The following is a 15,316-nucleotide window of genomic DNA, read 5'->3' as shown; positions in this document are numbered from 1 at the left end:
CGGCCGGGCTTCTAACCCCAAAACCCCCCCCGCGGGCGGGCCGCGCGGGGGGGGGGCCCAACCCCCGCGCCCCGGGCGCGGCGCGGGGGGGGGGGGCCCCCCCCCCCCTCGACCGGTCAGTGGATGAATTCTTCGGCGAATCGCTTGAGCACATCGAGATCGGTGGATTCGGGGAAACTGATCGCGATCTCCTGGACACCGGCTGCCTCGTAGGCGGCGATGCGCCGATGGATCGTGTCGATACTTCCGATCAGACCGTATTCTCCGACGTCGCCGGGATAGATCGCCTCGGTGCCACCCGGCACGAGAGCCCGTGCCTCTTCGTCCGTGTCGGCCATGATGCAGATCGAGGTGGTCGTCCGGAGAATGGAGTCGTAATCTCTCCCCGCGTCGTCACAATGCCGCTTGAGAACTCCGTATTTGTGCGCCAAACCGGCCGGGCTTTCGATCACGTTGCAGACATCACCGTACTGCGCCACCAGTTTCAGCGTCACCTTCTCCCCCGCTCCGCCGATCAGCATCGGAACGTGCGGCCGCTGAACCCCCTTCGGCTGATTGATGGCACCGTTGACCTGGTAGTACTTGCCCTCGAACGTCGTTTCGTCCTCGGTCCACAGTGAGAGGATGATCTGGACGGCTTCGCGCAACTGACGAAGGCGCTCCGGTGCTTCCGAATACTCGTAGCCGTAACCGTGGTAGTCGGACTCGTACCACCCGGCGCCGATGCCGAAGGTGAACCTGCCGTGCGAAAGCACATCGACGGTGGACGCCATCTTCGCCTGAAGCGCGGGATTACGGTAGTTGTTGCCGGTCACCATCTGGCCGATACGAATGCGTTCGGTGTCACGCGCCAAGGCCGCGAGGGTGGTCCAGCATTCGAAGAACGTCGACTGGGAAGGTGGAATGGTATGCAGGTGGTCGACGATCCAAAGGGTCTCGTAACCGAGTCGGTCTCCGGCGCGAGCCACCTGGCTCACGGTTTCGAAGGCGTCCACGGGATCCGTGATGTGCGCCAGTTCCCCGCCGAAACCGGTGGGCAGGAAAATGCTGAACTTGACAGGCACGATTTCTCGATTCTCTCTCCGGTCCTGGGTGCGGCTTCAGTTCGCCGCGGCCGGGCAGGTGTGGTAGGCGTCGACACGCCAGGGGCCGTCCGCCCGTGACAACGTCCAGGTGTCCATGGCCCACTGTCCGGCGGGCGGCTCGGCATCGCCGGCCATGACCGTGGCGCTCGTCGCGTTCACCACCGCGGTGTCCGAGCCGACGAAACGGACGGCCCGCACGTCCACGACCCCGCGCGAACCTTCGAGCGCTCCGGCGAAGCCCGCGGCCATGGTGGCGTGGATCGCCTGCTTGCTCCCCAGGAATCCCCCCGGCATGGTGGCTGTCGCATCGTCGGCGTAGGCAGCGACGAAAGCGTCGGCGTCGTTGCCCGCCCAAGCCGCGTAGATCCCGTCGAGTACCGCGCGCACAGCACTTTCGTCGTTCGCGGAATTGGCGTTGCTGCTGGTCATGAGGTTCCTCTCGGCAGGCCGGATCGGTTCGCCCAAAGCGGGGTCAGGAGTAAAGACCGGCCGACGGGCGGAAAGGAGTCGCGGATCCGGCGGAAACTTCCGCGGCGGTCCTGCGAAGGCGACCCTCGATCTGGCTATGATCGACTCGTGGTGCGATTCCACGGTGTGGCCGTACAGCCGGCCGGTTCCGCCGAGGGGGTGGAACGACCCGGTGTGATTCCGGGGCCAGGCGGTGAGACCCCGCGTTCCCCGTGTCCGGCCGTCGCCGGACGCTCCGGGGTACGGCTGTCATAACGGGGTGTTGATCGATGTTCACTGGGCGAATCGGCGAGCTGGGTGCCGTAGAAGAGATCAAGGGCGACGTGCTGCGTGTGCGGGCGCCGAAAAGCGCGGACCGCGTCCGCGACGGCGGATCGGCGTGCGTCAACGGGGTACGGCTCACCGTACGGCCGGTCGACGGCGTCCTGGAGGCGGCGCTCTCCGCGGAAACCCGTCGCCGGTCGACGTTCGACGCGCTCGCGGCCGGAGACGCCGTCATCATCGAAACGCCGCTTCAGGTCGGTGATCCGCTGGACGGCCATCTGGTGCAGGGTTACGTCGACGCCGTCGGCAAGGTGATCCGGATCGACGACGAAGGCGGCTCCCGCCGGATCTGGCTCCGGCCGCCGCAGCGTCTGCTGGACAGGCTGCTCGCGAAGTCCCCGATCGCCCTCGACGGTGTCAGCGTGACCATCGCCGAGGTCCTGCGTGACCGGATTTCGGTCGTGCTGCTCCCGACGACCCGCTCGGCCACCACACTCGGCGATCTGGAGGCCGGAGACCGGGTGAACCTGGAACTCGACCTGGTCGGCCGGTTGGTGGAGAAGGCGCCACCTTCGACCGTGGGAAAGGCGCTGCCCCAGCTGCCGTGGGCCGGTCACGTCGATGGACGCGCCGGTGTGGAGAAGGTGGTGCGCCAGCTCGCCGCCGGTGGCGGTGTCGTCGTGTGGGACCCGGAAACCGAGGGCGAGGGCGATGTGGTCTTCGCCGGCTCCCGGCTCCGCCCGGAGTCGTTCACCTTCCTGCTGACGCAGGTCTGCGGCTTCCCGGCGGTGCCGTGCGCGCCGGAAGTGCTGCGGCGACTCGAAATCGCGCCGATGCCCGGCGAAGGCGACCGGCAGGGAACGGCGTGGTCGATACCGGTCGACCTCGCCACGGGAACGGGCACCGGCGTCTCCGCCGCCGAACGTGCCGCCACCGTGCGGAAGCTGGCCGATCCGGACGCGACGGCCAAGGACTTCCTGCGGCCTGGACACGTGTTCCCGCTCGCCGCCCGGCCGGGTCTGCTCGCCGAGCGGTCCGGGCACACCGAGGCGACAGTCGCGTTGTGCACCGCCGCCGGCCTCCCGCCGGTCGGCGTGTGCTGCGAAGTGATGAACCCCGACGGAACGATGGCAGGCAGCGCCGACCTCGAAGTCGCGGCGCTGCGCTGGGGAATGCCCATGGTGGATTTGGCCGATCTGAAAGCGTGGCTCTGATGACCGCACTGACCCTCGAAGACGCCCGGAAGGGCCTCGCCTCGCAACCGTTCAGCGTCCTGCTCGGGACCCGGGTGACGTCATTCGGAAACGGTGCCGCGACCCTCGAACTCGACATCCGCGAAGACCTGTTGCAACAGAACGGGTATCTCCACGGCGGCGTACTCGCCTATGCCGCGGACAACGCGATCACCTTCGCGGCCGGGACCACGCTCGGTCCAGACGTTCTCACCGGTGGCTTCAGCATCAACTATCTGCGGCCGGCGACAGGAATCCGGCTCGTGGCGGAGGCGCGGGTCCTGCACAGCGGCCGACGGCAGGCCACCTGCCGCTGCGATCTTCACGTGATCGGCGACGACGGGACCACGACACTCAGTGCCGCGGCACAAGGAAGCGTGCTGACCAGGAACGGTCCCGCGTCCTGATATCTCGACGGGACGGCCCGGCGCTCACCGAGGAGCGCCGGGCGCTTCGTCAGGCTTGTTCCGGGGCTGCACACGGTGCCTCCCGCACGCGGGAACCGTGTCCTCATCTTGGTGGCCGCAGTACACAGTAGACGATTCTGACCCCACCGAGTTGTAGGATCTTTGTGGCGTTCCGGTGGCCTCCCTGTAGACCCGGTTGGCAGAGTTCACCCAATGGCCAGTCGATGGATACCGCGAACACCAGCAAGCCAGGCGCCCTTCCGGCGCGTGGTACTGACGTGGCTGACAACGGCGTCCGGGGGCGCCGAGCGGTCGACGCTCGAACTGGCGCGGGGCCTTCGCGAACTACTCGGGATCGAGGTCGTCGTCATCTGGTGGGGTGACGACGGCGTCCCCACGCCTGCTCCACCGGGTGTTCACGTACGGCAGGTCACGGACTATGACGCCTACGAACAGGCACTGGTCACCGAACTCGGCGTGGATTCCGCCGGAACGGTGCTCATCGGAGCGCATCGGACAGCGATGGTGGATATCGCGGCGGCGGATTTCTTCGGCGTACCGGTCATTTCGGTTCTGCGGGGAATCCTCGTCGCGGACCAGCGCCTGCGAACCGTCGATCCCCGAGTACGACGGCTGGTTCCCCGTCTGCCCGGCGAACTCCACTGGGACATTCTCTCCCGCGCCGACTGCTGGGTAGGTGTCAGCCGGGCTGCCACGAGAAGCATCCGAGAGCTGTCTTCCGGCCCGGTCAACGCGGTCACCATCCACAACGCCGTCCACCTCGACTTGTACCGGAAGCCCCGGAAGCCACCACTGCCACGCAGATTCTCGGTGGTCGCCCGAACCGAGCCGTGGAAACTGATCGACCGGGTGATCCACGCCTTCGCGCGCCTGCCCGACGAACTCGCCGCGCACGCACAGCTCAACATCTACGGGACCGGTACGGCGTTACCGGATCTCCGGCGGTTGGCAGACGAGCTCTGCCCCGGCCGGGACATCCGATTCCCTGGCCATGTACCGGGTCATCGGTGGCAGGCAGGTACCGATGTCCTCGTCTCGGCCTGCGACATCGAAGGTTTCGGCCGTTCGGTGCTCGAAGCGGGCGGCGCCGGCATCCCGCAGATCGTGCCGGATCGCGGGGGCAGCACCGAACTGGTGATACCGGGGATCACCGGCCTCGTCTACTCCACCGACGATCCCGGTGGCCTCGCCTTCGCGCTGGCCGAGGCCGCGAGGTGGCCCGCGAGCCGTCTCGACGCCATGGGCAGCCGTGCCCGGCTCAACGCCCGATCGTTCTCCCAGACCCGTTGCTTCCTCGCTTATGCCAGGCTCGCGCGAGAAGTTCGCGCGTGGAACCGGAACCCCTCACCGCTGTCGGTACCCGACCGGACGGCATAGATCGAAAGGATCGCCAGAATGGGCCACGAAGCCGAACGCCACCACATCATCCGGGCCGTCAGCGACATGACACGTTGGGGGACACTGGACCCGGCCGGTGGTTCGGTCAGCGTCCGCGCCGGCTCCGGGAACATCGTGAGCACCACCGCGAGCTCCGCGTTCGTGCGATGGGACATCACCGCCCGCAATCTGATGGTCTACGGGCCCGAGGGTTCGATCGTCGAGCGCGCCACGGATCTGGCGCCACCGGACGCGCCACTGCATATGGCCATCTACCGGGAATTCCCGAATTGCAACGCGATCGTGCACTCCCACGCACCGTACAGCCTGGCGTTCGCCTCGCTCGGCCTCGGCGTGCCCTCCTGCACGAACAAGCTCGACACGATGGGCGAGGTACCCTGCTTCACCTCGGACGACCCCACCGTCAAGGAGGATGTGCTCGCCGGACGGGTCGACATCGAGGTCGCCGAATGCATGGGATCGCGCCCGGACGTGATCGCGGGCTACCTTCTCACGGTGAACCCCCAGATGCTGGAACACTTCGGCTCCCGCGCCGACGAACTGGACAAGCACGGTCTCGGTTTCGTGGTCTACCGGCACGGCGTCTTCGTCTTCGCCCGTCACCTCGACGAGGCCGTCGAGAACCTCACGCGGATCGAGGTCAGCGCCCGGACCGCGTTGTTCCAGGCCACCCTGCACGGCGGGATCAGCGGGATCAAACCCGACGCACTGCACCACCCTGGCGCAACCTGGTCGGAAAACCTGTATTCGGGGAACAGCCGCTGAGCACGCGACCGGGTACCAGGGGCGCGTCCGCGGGAATGCTCTTCGACGATCACGGACGCATTCTCATCGTCAAACCCACCTATAAACCGGGGTGGGGCTTGCCGGGAGGGGTGATCGAGGAGGGCGAGTCGCCGCTCGCGGCGTGCGTGCGGGAACTGCGCGAGGAGCTCGGCATCGCCCCGGTGCTCGGTCCGCTCGCCGGTGTCGACTGGATACCGCCGCGGTCCAGCCGGGACGATTCGAACGTGTTCGTCTTCGCCGGCCGGATCCCGGACGAGATGATATCCGCGATCCGGCTCCCGCCCGATGAGTTGTCGGCCTGCCGGTTCGTCGACAGGCTCCGGTTCCGGGAGCTGATGGCACCGCATATCGCCCGGCGGATCGAGGTCTGCCGCCGGGCGCACGACGCCGGGCGCGTGGCCTATCTGGAATTCGGCTGCGAGGTCATGTCCGCGCCCTCCGACCCGCGCTGATCGGCTGTAGCGCGGAAAGCGAGCCAGCCGAAGCAGCCGAACCAGAACTCGCGCTCCAGTACGAAACCCACCTCCCCCGCCTCGGCGATCACCTGCGCACGGGTACGGGGGTGTGCCACCGGGTTTCTTTGCGCGTAACGCAGATCGACCAGTTCCTGGTCATAGCTGCCGGTACGGAAGTACGCCATTGCCAAGCACACCACACCGCCCACTCTCACCAGCCGCGCCATACTCCGCCACATCGGCGTCGCGTCCCGCAGATAGTGATAAGCGCCGACCAGCATCGCACCGTCGAAGCACTGCGCACCGGGAAGGGCTAGTGGTCGTTCCAGATCCCCCTGGACAATGCGAGTCCGGGGAGCATCGGCGGTGCGTTCGGCCGAGACTCGGACGAAGTCCGGGCTGACCTCCACGCCGACGAACCGACCCTGGCCACCGCCGGTCGTATGACGCGCGAGTTCAAGCAGTCCCAACCCGGTTCCGGAAGCCAGATCGAGTAAATCCGAACCCGCGGAAACCAGTGTGCGTACCGCACACATTCGAGCGTACCGATAGTACGGGAGTTGCATTCCCTGATCCCAGAGATCGGCGTTCGAGGCATCGAAACCCGACAACGCATGCTTTTCCTCATGGGTCAGAGACGCCACTACGCGGCCGAAACTCCCGCTGTACCCAAGCTCCCTGTAACTCGATTTCCCGGTGGCCAGCCGGATCAGCTCATCGTCAATCGATCGTGGCGGCACGTAATCGGTCACCGCACTGAAGCGCGAAGGCCGATCACCGACTCGGCGGACCGCTCCGCACCTGTTCAGTGCTTCGAGAAGCAACTCGGCCACCACCGCCTTGCCCGGCGCAACTCCGTGCCGGGCCACAAATTGCGCCACGGTACGCGGTGTGCCGAGCTCGTCGAGCACACCATTCTCCAAGGCCGCACGATAGATGAACTCGTAACCGGATCGCCGGTATTCCATATAAGCGGATGCCATCCGCTCCGGCCGGATTCGCAGGAGCTCGTCATCGGTGAAGTTCACGACCTCGCCCTCCACGAAAAGACTCGGCGATAAATCCCCGATACTCATCCTACGCCATTTCGTACATGCCGGAAAAGTATTCCGGAGCTGATTCCGGGGCACACTCGGCAAGATCACGGGTGGGATAGCGTCGGCACAGCCCGCCGTCAAGGCCCATCCGCGTGAAATCGGCCGTTCGATCGCGTTGCATGAACTCCAAACTTGTGACACTCTGACCTAAAGTGTCATTTTCGCGACCCGACACCTTGCGAATGCACTCACGTCACTTGATCTTCGGGCAATGGGGGGACATGACAAATGGATTTCCGTGTTCTGGGTCCCGTTGAAGCCGGCCCGGCAAGCCGGGTGAGCGGCCTCGGCACGCCGAAGCAACGAGCGCTACTGAGCATACTTCTGCTCAATGCCAACCACATCGTGTCGGTGAACCGGCTCACCGCGATGCTGTGGGACGGCCCGGCTCCGCGCTCCGCGGTCGCGAACGTCTACAGCTATGTCGCCGGTGTCCGCCGTCTGCTCGACACCGCCGGCGACGCCGGGCGAGACCGGCTGATCACCAGGATGCCCGGATACCTGTTGCGCGTGCGCGCCGACGAACTCGATCTGTCCGTCTTCGAACGGCTCGCGACGCAGGGGCGGGCGGCACTACGTCAGTCCGACCATGAACTCGCCGCCGAATGCCTGAGCAGCGCTTTGGATCTGTGGCGCGGAAGACCGCTCGAAGACGTCCGTGTCACCCCCGCGCTGATCGCACCGATCACCGCACTCGAGGGACGCCGGGCCGACGTGCTGAACGACCTCGTCCACGCCCGGCTGCAACTGGGGCAGCACAAGGAAGTGGTGGGCGAACTCCGCGAGCTGATCGCGGCTTCCCCGATCTCGGAACTCACCTGGTCGCAGTACATGTTCGCGTTGTACCGGTCCGGGCGCAAAGGCGAGGCCCTCGGCGCGTACCTGGACGCGCGGCGGAACCTGGTCTCGCAGACCGGCGTGGAACCCTCCGCCTATCTTCGCCGCGTCCACCAGGCCATCCTCGCCGGCGCGCCCTCCACCGAAGTGCTCGAGCACTGCTGCCGGGACTGACCGGGCCGTTCGGCCGCCACCGGCAGCAGCGCCCCACCGGCGAGAGGAGCGACCGCCATGACCACGAACGCCCCCGCGTACCCGATTTTGCCGATGACCGCGCTCAGCACCACCGGACCGGCGGTGGTCACCAGGCTCTGCAGTGTGTGCTGCACTCCCAGCGCACGCCCCAACCGGGCCCGCGCGGCGAATCCGGCGACCGCCGTGGAGGCCAGCCCGTAACCGGTGATCGTCGAGACGCAGGCGACGAGCACCATCACCGTGCCCAGCCAGGTCCTCGTCACCGCACCGATCACGACGAGCGACAGCACCACCGCGTTACCGAAGGCGAAGATCCGCATCAAGCCAAGCGGGGTCCCGAGACGGTCCGCGAGGTAACCGGCCAGCGGCCGGGTGAGCACGGTGAGCAGGAGCGCCCCGCTGAGCAGCCACCCCGCCTGCACCGGGCTCCAGCCTCGATCATCGACGAGGTAACTGACACTGAACGTGAGCAGCGCGGACTGAGGCAGGATCAGCAACGCGCAGGCCCCGTAGATCCGTCGCCACGGTACCGGCTCGGTATCGCCGGGAGCTGTAACGACCGGGGCCCCCTCCGCCCGCGGCTGTCCGCCGAACAGGAACACCACCAGCGCGGTCAGCAGGCAGAGCCCGGCCATACCGAGCCAGACGACGGACAAGCCGTGAGTGGCCGCGACACCCGGCACGATCGCCGCGGCCAGCGCCGAACTGAGCGGTGTCGCGGTCTGGGTGAGTCCGAGAGCCAAAGCGCGCTGTCGAACGGGAAACCGCCGCACCACCGCCTGCCCGCTCGGTGCGTACACCGAGCTCGCGGTCGTCCCGACGAGGGCGAACACAGCGAACAGGGCCGCGACACCATCGGTGGCAGCGGCCACGCACAGGAGCAGGGCGCAGAGGGACAGGCCGCACGACATGGCGCACCGCTCGCCAAAGCGGTCGGCGAACAGGCCCCAGCCCAGCATGGCCACGGTCAGTCCGCCGTTGGCGACCCCGACCAGCGCTCCGGCCAGCGCCAGCGACATCCCTGTCTCCGCACGCAAAGCGGGCAGCACCAGCGAGAGCTGGAACACCGCGGTGGCGCCGACCGCCCAGGCGATCAGGCTCACCGACAGGAGCACCCACCTGTTCGGCGACCGGCGGATCGTGGGGACGCCTGGTTCATCGTCCATGAGCGTGCACCCACGCGGCCAGGTCGCCGAGGCTGCGCAGATGTTCGTGTCGCCCTGGTGGATCGGGGCAGTCACGATGCGGATCGAGGTGCAGGGGCCGGATCCCGGCGGCGAGCGCACCGTCCACGTCGATACGGGCGGTGTCCCCGACGTAGACCGTCCGCTCGGGATCGGCGTCCAGCTCCCGCAGCGCGAGGTGGAAGATCCCGGGATCCGGTTTGGCGACGCCGACCAGCGCGGAGTCGATCACCAGGGACACCGCGGTTCCTGTTCCCGGCCCCACCTGGCAGATGCCGGCCTGCCGCAACTGTTCGGCCACCAGCCCGACCGAGTTGGACACCACGCCGAGTGCGACCGGCAAGGAACTCAGTGCGCGCAACGACTTCGCGGCTCCGGCCAGCTCGCGAGTCCACTTCGGACCGTCGATGGCGATGGCGAGTTCGACGACCACCCGCTCGACTCGGTCGTCCTCGACCCCGCACGCCCGGGCGAAGGCTTTCAGGTACAGCAGACGATTCCGCGGAGGGAACGCGTCGTTCGCCGCGGTGGCCGCGTAGTGAGCGCGGTCGATCACACCCACGTCGGCCTGCACACCTCCGCCCCGCAGGATCGCGATCACGGCTTCGGCGGCCGGCATGATCAGTACTCCCCCGGCATCCAGCAGTACCGTTTCGACCGGTTCGCGCAGGCTCATCCCGGTCCCTCCCCGGAACCGCCGTACCACGCCGGTTTCGTCGATTCCTCGTAGTACACCGTTCCTCCACCGAGATATCCCTCGACGCACGAGCGGACCCGGCGTTCGGTGTGCGGTTCCACCTCCGGTAGCGCCGACACCGGGAAGAAGCCGAATTCGGCGATCTCCCCGGGGTCCGGTTCGATGGCGGACTGAGCGGTCTCGGGCAGACGACCCGCGAACACGAACAGGTTCGACGCCGCGCGGCGGGGCCGGGGCGGGAACCACACCACCCCGACCAGCCGCTCGAGCACCGGTGTGATGCCGAGTTCCTCCCGCACCTCGCGAGTGCACGCGGCCAGCGGGGACTCCCCGGCTTCGATCACGCCCCCAGGCAGGTCCCAGACCGGCTTGTACCCGGGCCGGACCAGGAGCACCCGGCCGGTGCCGTCGAGCTGCACCGCCCCGGCGGCACCCCTGGTCCGGGCGAGTTGCGCGTAGTAAGCGCTTTCGGCGGAGCCGTCAGACATCCGCGAGCTGCTGTTCGACGGCCAGCCCCGCCTTCGGGAACAGCAGGTTGGGCTCGATCCCGGCCAGACCGCCGCGCAGGATCGCCTGGAAGACAGCCGTCCGCGCGCTCATCTCCACCCTGGCCAGGTTCTCCACCGCCTCGGTCAGTCCACGGGCGAAAGTGAAGGCACCATGGCGATAGAGTACGCACGCCAGGCCGTGGCGCTTGAGTTCGTCCGCCCGCGGGCCCAGTTTCTGCTTCAGCTGCGGAATGAGCTGATAGGTGTCGACAGCCGCGATTTCCGGGCGCTGGGCGATGCCGTCGGGCAGCTTGACCTCGGGCCGGTCCGACTCGCCGCTGAGCACCCCGCCCTTGACCGCGGTGTCGTCGGCGATCAGGCAGGGCACCTCGCCCAAGGTGTCCAGCTGGTTGACACAGGAGGGAATGCCCATGCCCAGTGAGGCGAACGCGAGCACATAGGCGCTGTGCGCGTGCACGATCGCACGGCAGTCGGGGAACATCTCGTAGGCGGCCATGTGGATCAGCGCGCCCACCGGCGCCACTCCCCCGGTGCGCTCCCGCAGTTCGCCGGTCGCCGAGATCACCGTCATGTCGCGCGGTGTGACCTTCCAGCGTGCGAAGGCCGAACCGGTGGCGGTGACGATGATGTCGCCGTTGTCGGCTCGGACGCTCAAGCCACCGCCGGTGGTCTCGATCATCCCCCAGCGGGCCATGTCGTTGATGCTTTCCACGAGCAGCTGCCGTTCGGCTTCGTACAACATGTTCTCTCCTTTGTCGTTGGCTACCGATCAGGAACTCAGCGGTGCTGGCGAGCCAGTTGTCCCGGGGTCGCGCTCTCCTTGCTCTGGTACTTCTCCCGCGGTCCCAGCCCGAACTCGGGCAGTGGCTGCTCGCCGCCCTCGATCACGTCTGCGGCGTACTCGCCGAACGCGGGACCGAACTTGAACGCGTGCCCGCCCCCGCCTGCCAGCCAGCCGCCGCCCGATCCCGGCACCGGCGCGAGCAGGAAATGCTGATCGGCGGTCAACTCGTATTGGCAGACGTGCCGGGACACCAATGGAGCGCCGGCCAGCGCGGGAAACCGGTGGGCGAGCGCCCAGCGGGCGGCTTGCTCGGCCTCCGGATCGGGAGGGCGGTCGGCGAGATCGGGATCGATGACCGGAGCCGCGCCAAGCGCTCCGCCGACCTTGAAGCCACTGTCGTCGATGTCCCCGGCCCCGTATGCGCCGCCGTCGACCCACACCGGGAGGCCAGGCGTCCGCCAGTGCGGTTCCACGCCGAAGTAGAAGACGTTCTGCCGGACGGATTCGATCTCCACCAGATGCGGGAACCATCGTCCCAGCCACGGACCGCAGGCCCAGATCGTCTGATCGGCGGGCAGCACCTTGCCGTCCACGATGGCCCTGCCTTTCGCGTCCGGCCGGGCCTTGGCGATGCGTAACCTGGCACCTGCCCGCAAAGCACGGCGCATCAGGGTCAGCACGCCCAGCCGAGCCCGCAACACTCCACTGCTCGGTTCGTGCAACACGAATTCGAGGTCGTCGCAGCGCACGTCGGGGAAGAAGTCGCGGGCCGCCTCGGGGGCCAGCCGCTCGACCGGGAGGCCCAGCGCCTCGAGACTGCGAGCACTCTGTTCCTCGAATTCGGCCTCTCCTCTGGCGAACCAGACGACGCCCACGTTGTGGAAGAGCTCGATTCCTTCCTCCACCCCGATTTCCTGCCACAACTGCCGGGCGCGCCAGGCCCGGCGGGTGTACCAGACGTCGATGTCACGGCCTCCGCCGTAGGACAACCGGAGCACCCGGGAGGTGTCGTGGCTGGAGCCCCGCACATGTCCCGGTGTGTATTGCTCGACGACGGTAACCGACCAACCCCGCTGGACAAGGCTATGGGCGATGGACGCGCCGACGATTCCAGCGCCGACCACCACCACCGTAGGTGCATCAGGCATTGGACCTCCTTCCCCGCCCGGCCGGTCGGCCGAGCTGTGCGACGGCATGGTCGATACAGGACAACAGCGCTTCGGCGTCGGCGATCTCGATCGCCGGGAACATGCCCATGCGGATCTGGTTCCGGCCGAAACTGCGATGGGGCTCCAGGTCGAGAATGCCGTGCGCCCGCAGCCCGGCGACCAGGTGCGCAGCGTCGATGTGCTCGGCGAACTCGATCGTCGCGACCACCGGCGACCGCTGTTCCGGTTCGGCGACGAACGGTGCCGCGTAAGGCGAATCCTCGGCCCAGCCGTAGACCAGCGTGGCCGTTTTCGCCGCCCTGGCCGCGGCACCGCTCAGCCCGCCGAGGCCGAGCAGCCAGTCGATCTGCTCGCTCAACAGGAACAGCGACGCCACCGACGGGGTGTTGAACGTGAGGTCACGAGCCGAGTGGTCGATGGCGGCCGGCAGGCTGAAGAACTCCGGAATATATCGGCCGCCGGCCGCGATCTCCTCGGCGCGGGCCACCGCCGCCGGTGACATCAGCGCGATCCACAGCCCACCGTCGGCACCGAAGCACTTCTGTGGTGCGAAGTAGTAGACGTCGAACGCCTCCGGTCGCACGAGCATGCCCCCGGCCGCACTGGTTCCGTCGACCAGCACCAGGGCGTCGACATCGGCACCCGGCACCCGGCGGATCGGCATGGCCACGCCGGTCGAGGTCTCGTTCTGCGTCAGCGCGTAGGCATCGACTTCCGGCTCCGCGCGCGGCTCCGGATGGGTTCCGGGCGGACTCTCGATCACCGAAGGCTCGGCCAGCCACGGCGTGCCCCGGTCGACCGCGGTGAAACGGCCGGAGAACTCACCGAAGGACAGGTGCTGGGCCCGATTTCGGATGAGGCCGTGGGTGGCGATGTTCCAGAAGGCCGTGCCCCCGCCATTGCCGAGCACCACCTGGTAGTCCGAGGGCAGCTCGAACAGCTCCCGCAGCCCGGCGCGAACCCGCCCGAGCAACGCGCGCACCGCGCCACGGCGGTACGAGGTCCCGAGGAAGTCCGCGCCGCGCGAGGCGAGCGCGTCCAGTTGCTCGGGCCGCACTTTGGCCGGGCCGCACCCGAATCGCCCGTCGGCGGGCAACAGACCGTCCGGGAGACTCAAATCCACTGCTTCATCGTCAGGCACAACACCGGATCGTAAAGCCTCCCCGCGACGGGGACCGCTCACCGGCGGCTCTCTGTGGGACATTTATGGGGCCTGTATGGAAACTGTGTGGACCTTCGAAAAAGGGGCGCTTATCAGCCGATTCACACTTGACCTTGCCGAGCGGGACGACGCAGTATCGGACTGGCAGCCCGTGCCACCGAGGGGATCCCAGCTATGCGAATCACCGTTCTCGGGACCGGCTATCTGGGTGCCACACACGCGGCTTGCATGGCTGAAATGGGGTTCGAAGTACTCGGCATGGACACCGATCCGGAAAAGGTGTCCGCACTATCCGCCGGAACTCCGCCGTTCTACGAGCCGGGCCTCGAACGTCTTGTCCGAAGACATCTGAAATCCGGCCGACTGCGATTTACCTCCTCGTACGAGGAGATCGAAAAGTTCGCCGGCGGCGCACTTACCGTACATTTCCTCTGCGTCGGAACGCCGGAGAAGAAGACCGACAGGGCAGCCGATCTCCATTTTCTCGAAGAAGCGATTCACCGGCTGGCCCCCACGCTGCGCGGGCCGGGCCTGGTGGTCGGGAAATCGACGGTCCCGGTCGGGACAGCGGAGCGGCTCGCCGGCCGCCTGCGCCGGCGTGCGCCGGCCGGTGCGCCCGTCGAGCTGGCCTGGAATCCGGAATTCCTACGCGAGGGCTTCGCCATCGGCGACACACTCAGCCCGGCCCGGCTGGTGTTCGGGGTGAGTTCCCCACAAGCCGAATCCCTTCTGCGCGAGGTGTACCGGATCCCGCTCGCCCGCGGCGTGCCGCTGGTGGTCACCGATCTGCCTACGGCGGAACTGGTCAAGGTGTCCGCCAACGCGTTCCTGGCCACCAAGATCTCGTTCATCAACGCCATGGCCGAGGTCTGCGAGGCCACCGGCGCCGATGTCACCCACCTCGCCCGCGCGCTCGCGCACGATCCGCGCATCGGCGAGCAGTATCTTCTGCCCGGTCTCGGTTTCGGCGGCGGCTGCCTGCCCAAGGATCTTCGCGCCTTCCAGTTCAGAGCCGGCGAGCTCGGCGTCGGGCACACGCTGGGTTTCCTCCGCGAGGTGGATGCCATCAATCTCCGCCGCCGGCGCCGGATGGTCGACCTCACGCGCGAGCGGTGCGGTGGGTCCTTCCGCGGCAAGCGAGTGGCCGCCTGGGGCGCGGCGTTCAAGCCCGGCTCGGACGACATCCGCGATTCACCCGCACTCAGCGTCGCCGCGTCCATCCAGCTCCAGGGCGCCGAAGTGACCGTCTACGACCCGAAGGCGGCCGACAACGTGTGCAAGAACTTCCCGAACCTGAACTACGCGAGTTCCGCGGTCGAGGCGGCGACCGGTGCCGACGTGCTGCTGCACCTCACCGAATGGCAGGAGTTCCAGGAACTCGATCCGGCGGTGGTCGGCGCCGTGGTCGCCACGCGCCAGGTCATCGACGGCCGCAACACCCTGGACGCTCAGCGGTGGAGCGCCGCGGGCTGGGCCTATTATGCACTCGGGCGCCCGCCCGCCGATGACCGGGACCGCTCAACCCTGGCGGCGCCGATCAGCCCGGACTCGTAGGCGAACACAGGA

General features: G+C 67.6%; 16 protein-coding genes. 7 read left to right on the top strand and 9 right to left on the bottom strand.

Annotated features, from left to right (window positions below; genetic code table 11):
* Positions 1-116: 116 nt before the first annotated feature.
* Positions 117-1,064 carry an LLM class F420-dependent oxidoreductase gene (locus tag ACIHAO_RS41450; protein WP_396567559.1) on the bottom strand — a complete coding sequence of 316 codons (948 nt, stop codon included), beginning with the start codon at positions 1,062-1,064 and terminating at the stop codon, positions 117-119.
* Positions 1,065-1,100: 36 nt separating this feature from the next.
* On the bottom strand, positions 1,101-1,514 hold the full coding sequence (locus ACIHAO_RS41445) for an SgcJ/EcaC family oxidoreductase (RefSeq protein WP_396567557.1): 414 nt from the start codon (positions 1,512-1,514) through the stop codon (positions 1,101-1,103).
* Positions 1,515-1,822: 308 nt separating this feature from the next.
* Here ACIHAO_RS41445 and ACIHAO_RS41440 point away from each other — a divergent pair, with 308 nt between their 5' ends.
* From ACIHAO_RS41440 to ACIHAO_RS41420, 5 genes are all read left to right on the top strand, one after another.
* Positions 1,823-3,031, top strand: coding sequence for a 3,4-dihydroxy-2-butanone-4-phosphate synthase (locus tag ACIHAO_RS41440; RefSeq protein WP_396567555.1), 1,209 nt, complete (start codon positions 1,823-1,825; stop codon positions 3,029-3,031).
* Positions 3,031-3,456, top strand: coding sequence for a PaaI family thioesterase (locus tag ACIHAO_RS41435; RefSeq protein WP_396567553.1), 426 nt, complete (start codon positions 3,031-3,033; stop codon positions 3,454-3,456). Before ACIHAO_RS41440 ends, ACIHAO_RS41435 begins: the two co-directional genes overlap by 1 nt.
* 267 nt (positions 3,457-3,723) lie before the next feature.
* Positions 3,724-4,854 (top strand): glycosyltransferase family 4 protein, encoded by a 1,131-nt coding sequence (locus ACIHAO_RS41430; protein ID WP_396567551.1) that lies wholly within the window; start codon positions 3,724-3,726, stop codon positions 4,852-4,854.
* Between the two features lie 18 nt (positions 4,855-4,872).
* The gene (locus tag ACIHAO_RS41425; protein WP_396567549.1) at positions 4,873-5,640 is read left to right on the top strand and encodes a class II aldolase/adducin family protein; all 768 of its coding nucleotides are present in this window, start codon (positions 4,873-4,875) and stop codon (positions 5,638-5,640) included.
* 35 nt (positions 5,641-5,675) lie between these two features.
* Positions 5,676-6,113: an NUDIX domain-containing protein gene (locus ACIHAO_RS41420; RefSeq protein WP_396567547.1), complete on the top strand. Its 438-nt coding sequence runs from the start codon at positions 5,676-5,678 to the stop codon at positions 6,111-6,113.
* On the opposite strand, the gene ACIHAO_RS41415 is transcribed toward ACIHAO_RS41420, so the two are convergent.
* Entirely contained in the window at positions 6,062-7,144 is a 1,083-nt protein-coding gene (locus tag ACIHAO_RS41415) for a class I SAM-dependent methyltransferase (RefSeq protein ID WP_396567545.1), read from the bottom strand. The two genes, ACIHAO_RS41420 and ACIHAO_RS41415, sit on opposite strands and share 52 nt — an antisense overlap.
* A 297-nt stretch (positions 7,145-7,441) precedes the next feature.
* Here ACIHAO_RS41415 and ACIHAO_RS41410 point away from each other — a divergent pair, with 297 nt between their 5' ends.
* Complete coding sequence (locus ACIHAO_RS41410) at positions 7,442-8,224, top strand: BTAD domain-containing putative transcriptional regulator (RefSeq protein ID WP_396567543.1); 783 nt, start codon at positions 7,442-7,444, stop codon at positions 8,222-8,224.
* On the opposite strand, the gene ACIHAO_RS41405 is transcribed toward ACIHAO_RS41410, so the two are convergent.
* From ACIHAO_RS41405 to serC, 6 genes are read right to left on the bottom strand one after another with little or no spacing between them, the layout of a single operon-like run.
* Complete coding sequence (locus ACIHAO_RS41405; protein ID WP_396567541.1) at positions 8,146-9,411, bottom strand: MFS transporter; 1,266 nt, start codon at positions 9,409-9,411, stop codon at positions 8,146-8,148. The two genes, ACIHAO_RS41410 and ACIHAO_RS41405, sit on opposite strands and share 79 nt — an antisense overlap.
* On the bottom strand, positions 9,401-10,105 hold the full coding sequence (locus tag ACIHAO_RS41400; protein ID WP_396567539.1) for an HAD family hydrolase: 705 nt from the start codon (positions 10,103-10,105) through the stop codon (positions 9,401-9,403). The genes ACIHAO_RS41405 and ACIHAO_RS41400 overlap by 11 nt, the downstream gene beginning before the upstream one ends.
* Positions 10,102-10,614 carry an NUDIX domain-containing protein gene (locus ACIHAO_RS41395; protein WP_396567537.1) on the bottom strand — a complete coding sequence of 171 codons (513 nt, stop codon included), beginning with the start codon at positions 10,612-10,614 and terminating at the stop codon, positions 10,102-10,104. The genes ACIHAO_RS41400 and ACIHAO_RS41395 overlap by 4 nt, the downstream gene beginning before the upstream one ends.
* Complete coding sequence (locus ACIHAO_RS41390) at positions 10,607-11,377, bottom strand: class II aldolase/adducin family protein (protein WP_125796795.1); 771 nt, start codon at positions 11,375-11,377, stop codon at positions 10,607-10,609. The genes ACIHAO_RS41395 and ACIHAO_RS41390 overlap by 8 nt, the downstream gene beginning before the upstream one ends.
* A gap of 35 nt (positions 11,378-11,412) precedes the next feature.
* Positions 11,413-12,567: an FAD-dependent oxidoreductase gene (locus ACIHAO_RS41385; RefSeq protein WP_396567535.1), complete on the bottom strand. Its 1,155-nt coding sequence runs from the start codon at positions 12,565-12,567 to the stop codon at positions 11,413-11,415.
* Positions 12,560-13,711, bottom strand: a complete 1,152-nt coding sequence (gene serC / locus ACIHAO_RS41380) for a phosphoserine transaminase (protein ID WP_396567533.1) — start codon at positions 13,709-13,711, stop codon at positions 12,560-12,562. The genes ACIHAO_RS41385 and serC overlap by 8 nt, the downstream gene beginning before the upstream one ends.
* Positions 13,712-13,924: 213 nt before the next feature.
* Between serC and ACIHAO_RS41375 the strand changes: the two genes are divergently transcribed.
* Complete coding sequence (locus tag ACIHAO_RS41375; protein ID WP_396567531.1) at positions 13,925-15,304, top strand: UDP-glucose dehydrogenase family protein; 1,380 nt, start codon at positions 13,925-13,927, stop codon at positions 15,302-15,304.
* Positions 15,305-15,316: the final 12 nt, after the last annotated feature.

It is taken from the genome of Amycolatopsis sp. NPDC052450 (assembly GCF_044547565.1).
Classification (GTDB): Bacteria; Actinomycetota; Actinomycetes; order Mycobacteriales; family Pseudonocardiaceae; genus Amycolatopsis.
Note: the sequence above shows the minus strand (reverse complement) of the source record. Positions and strands in the feature narration are given on the sequence as shown.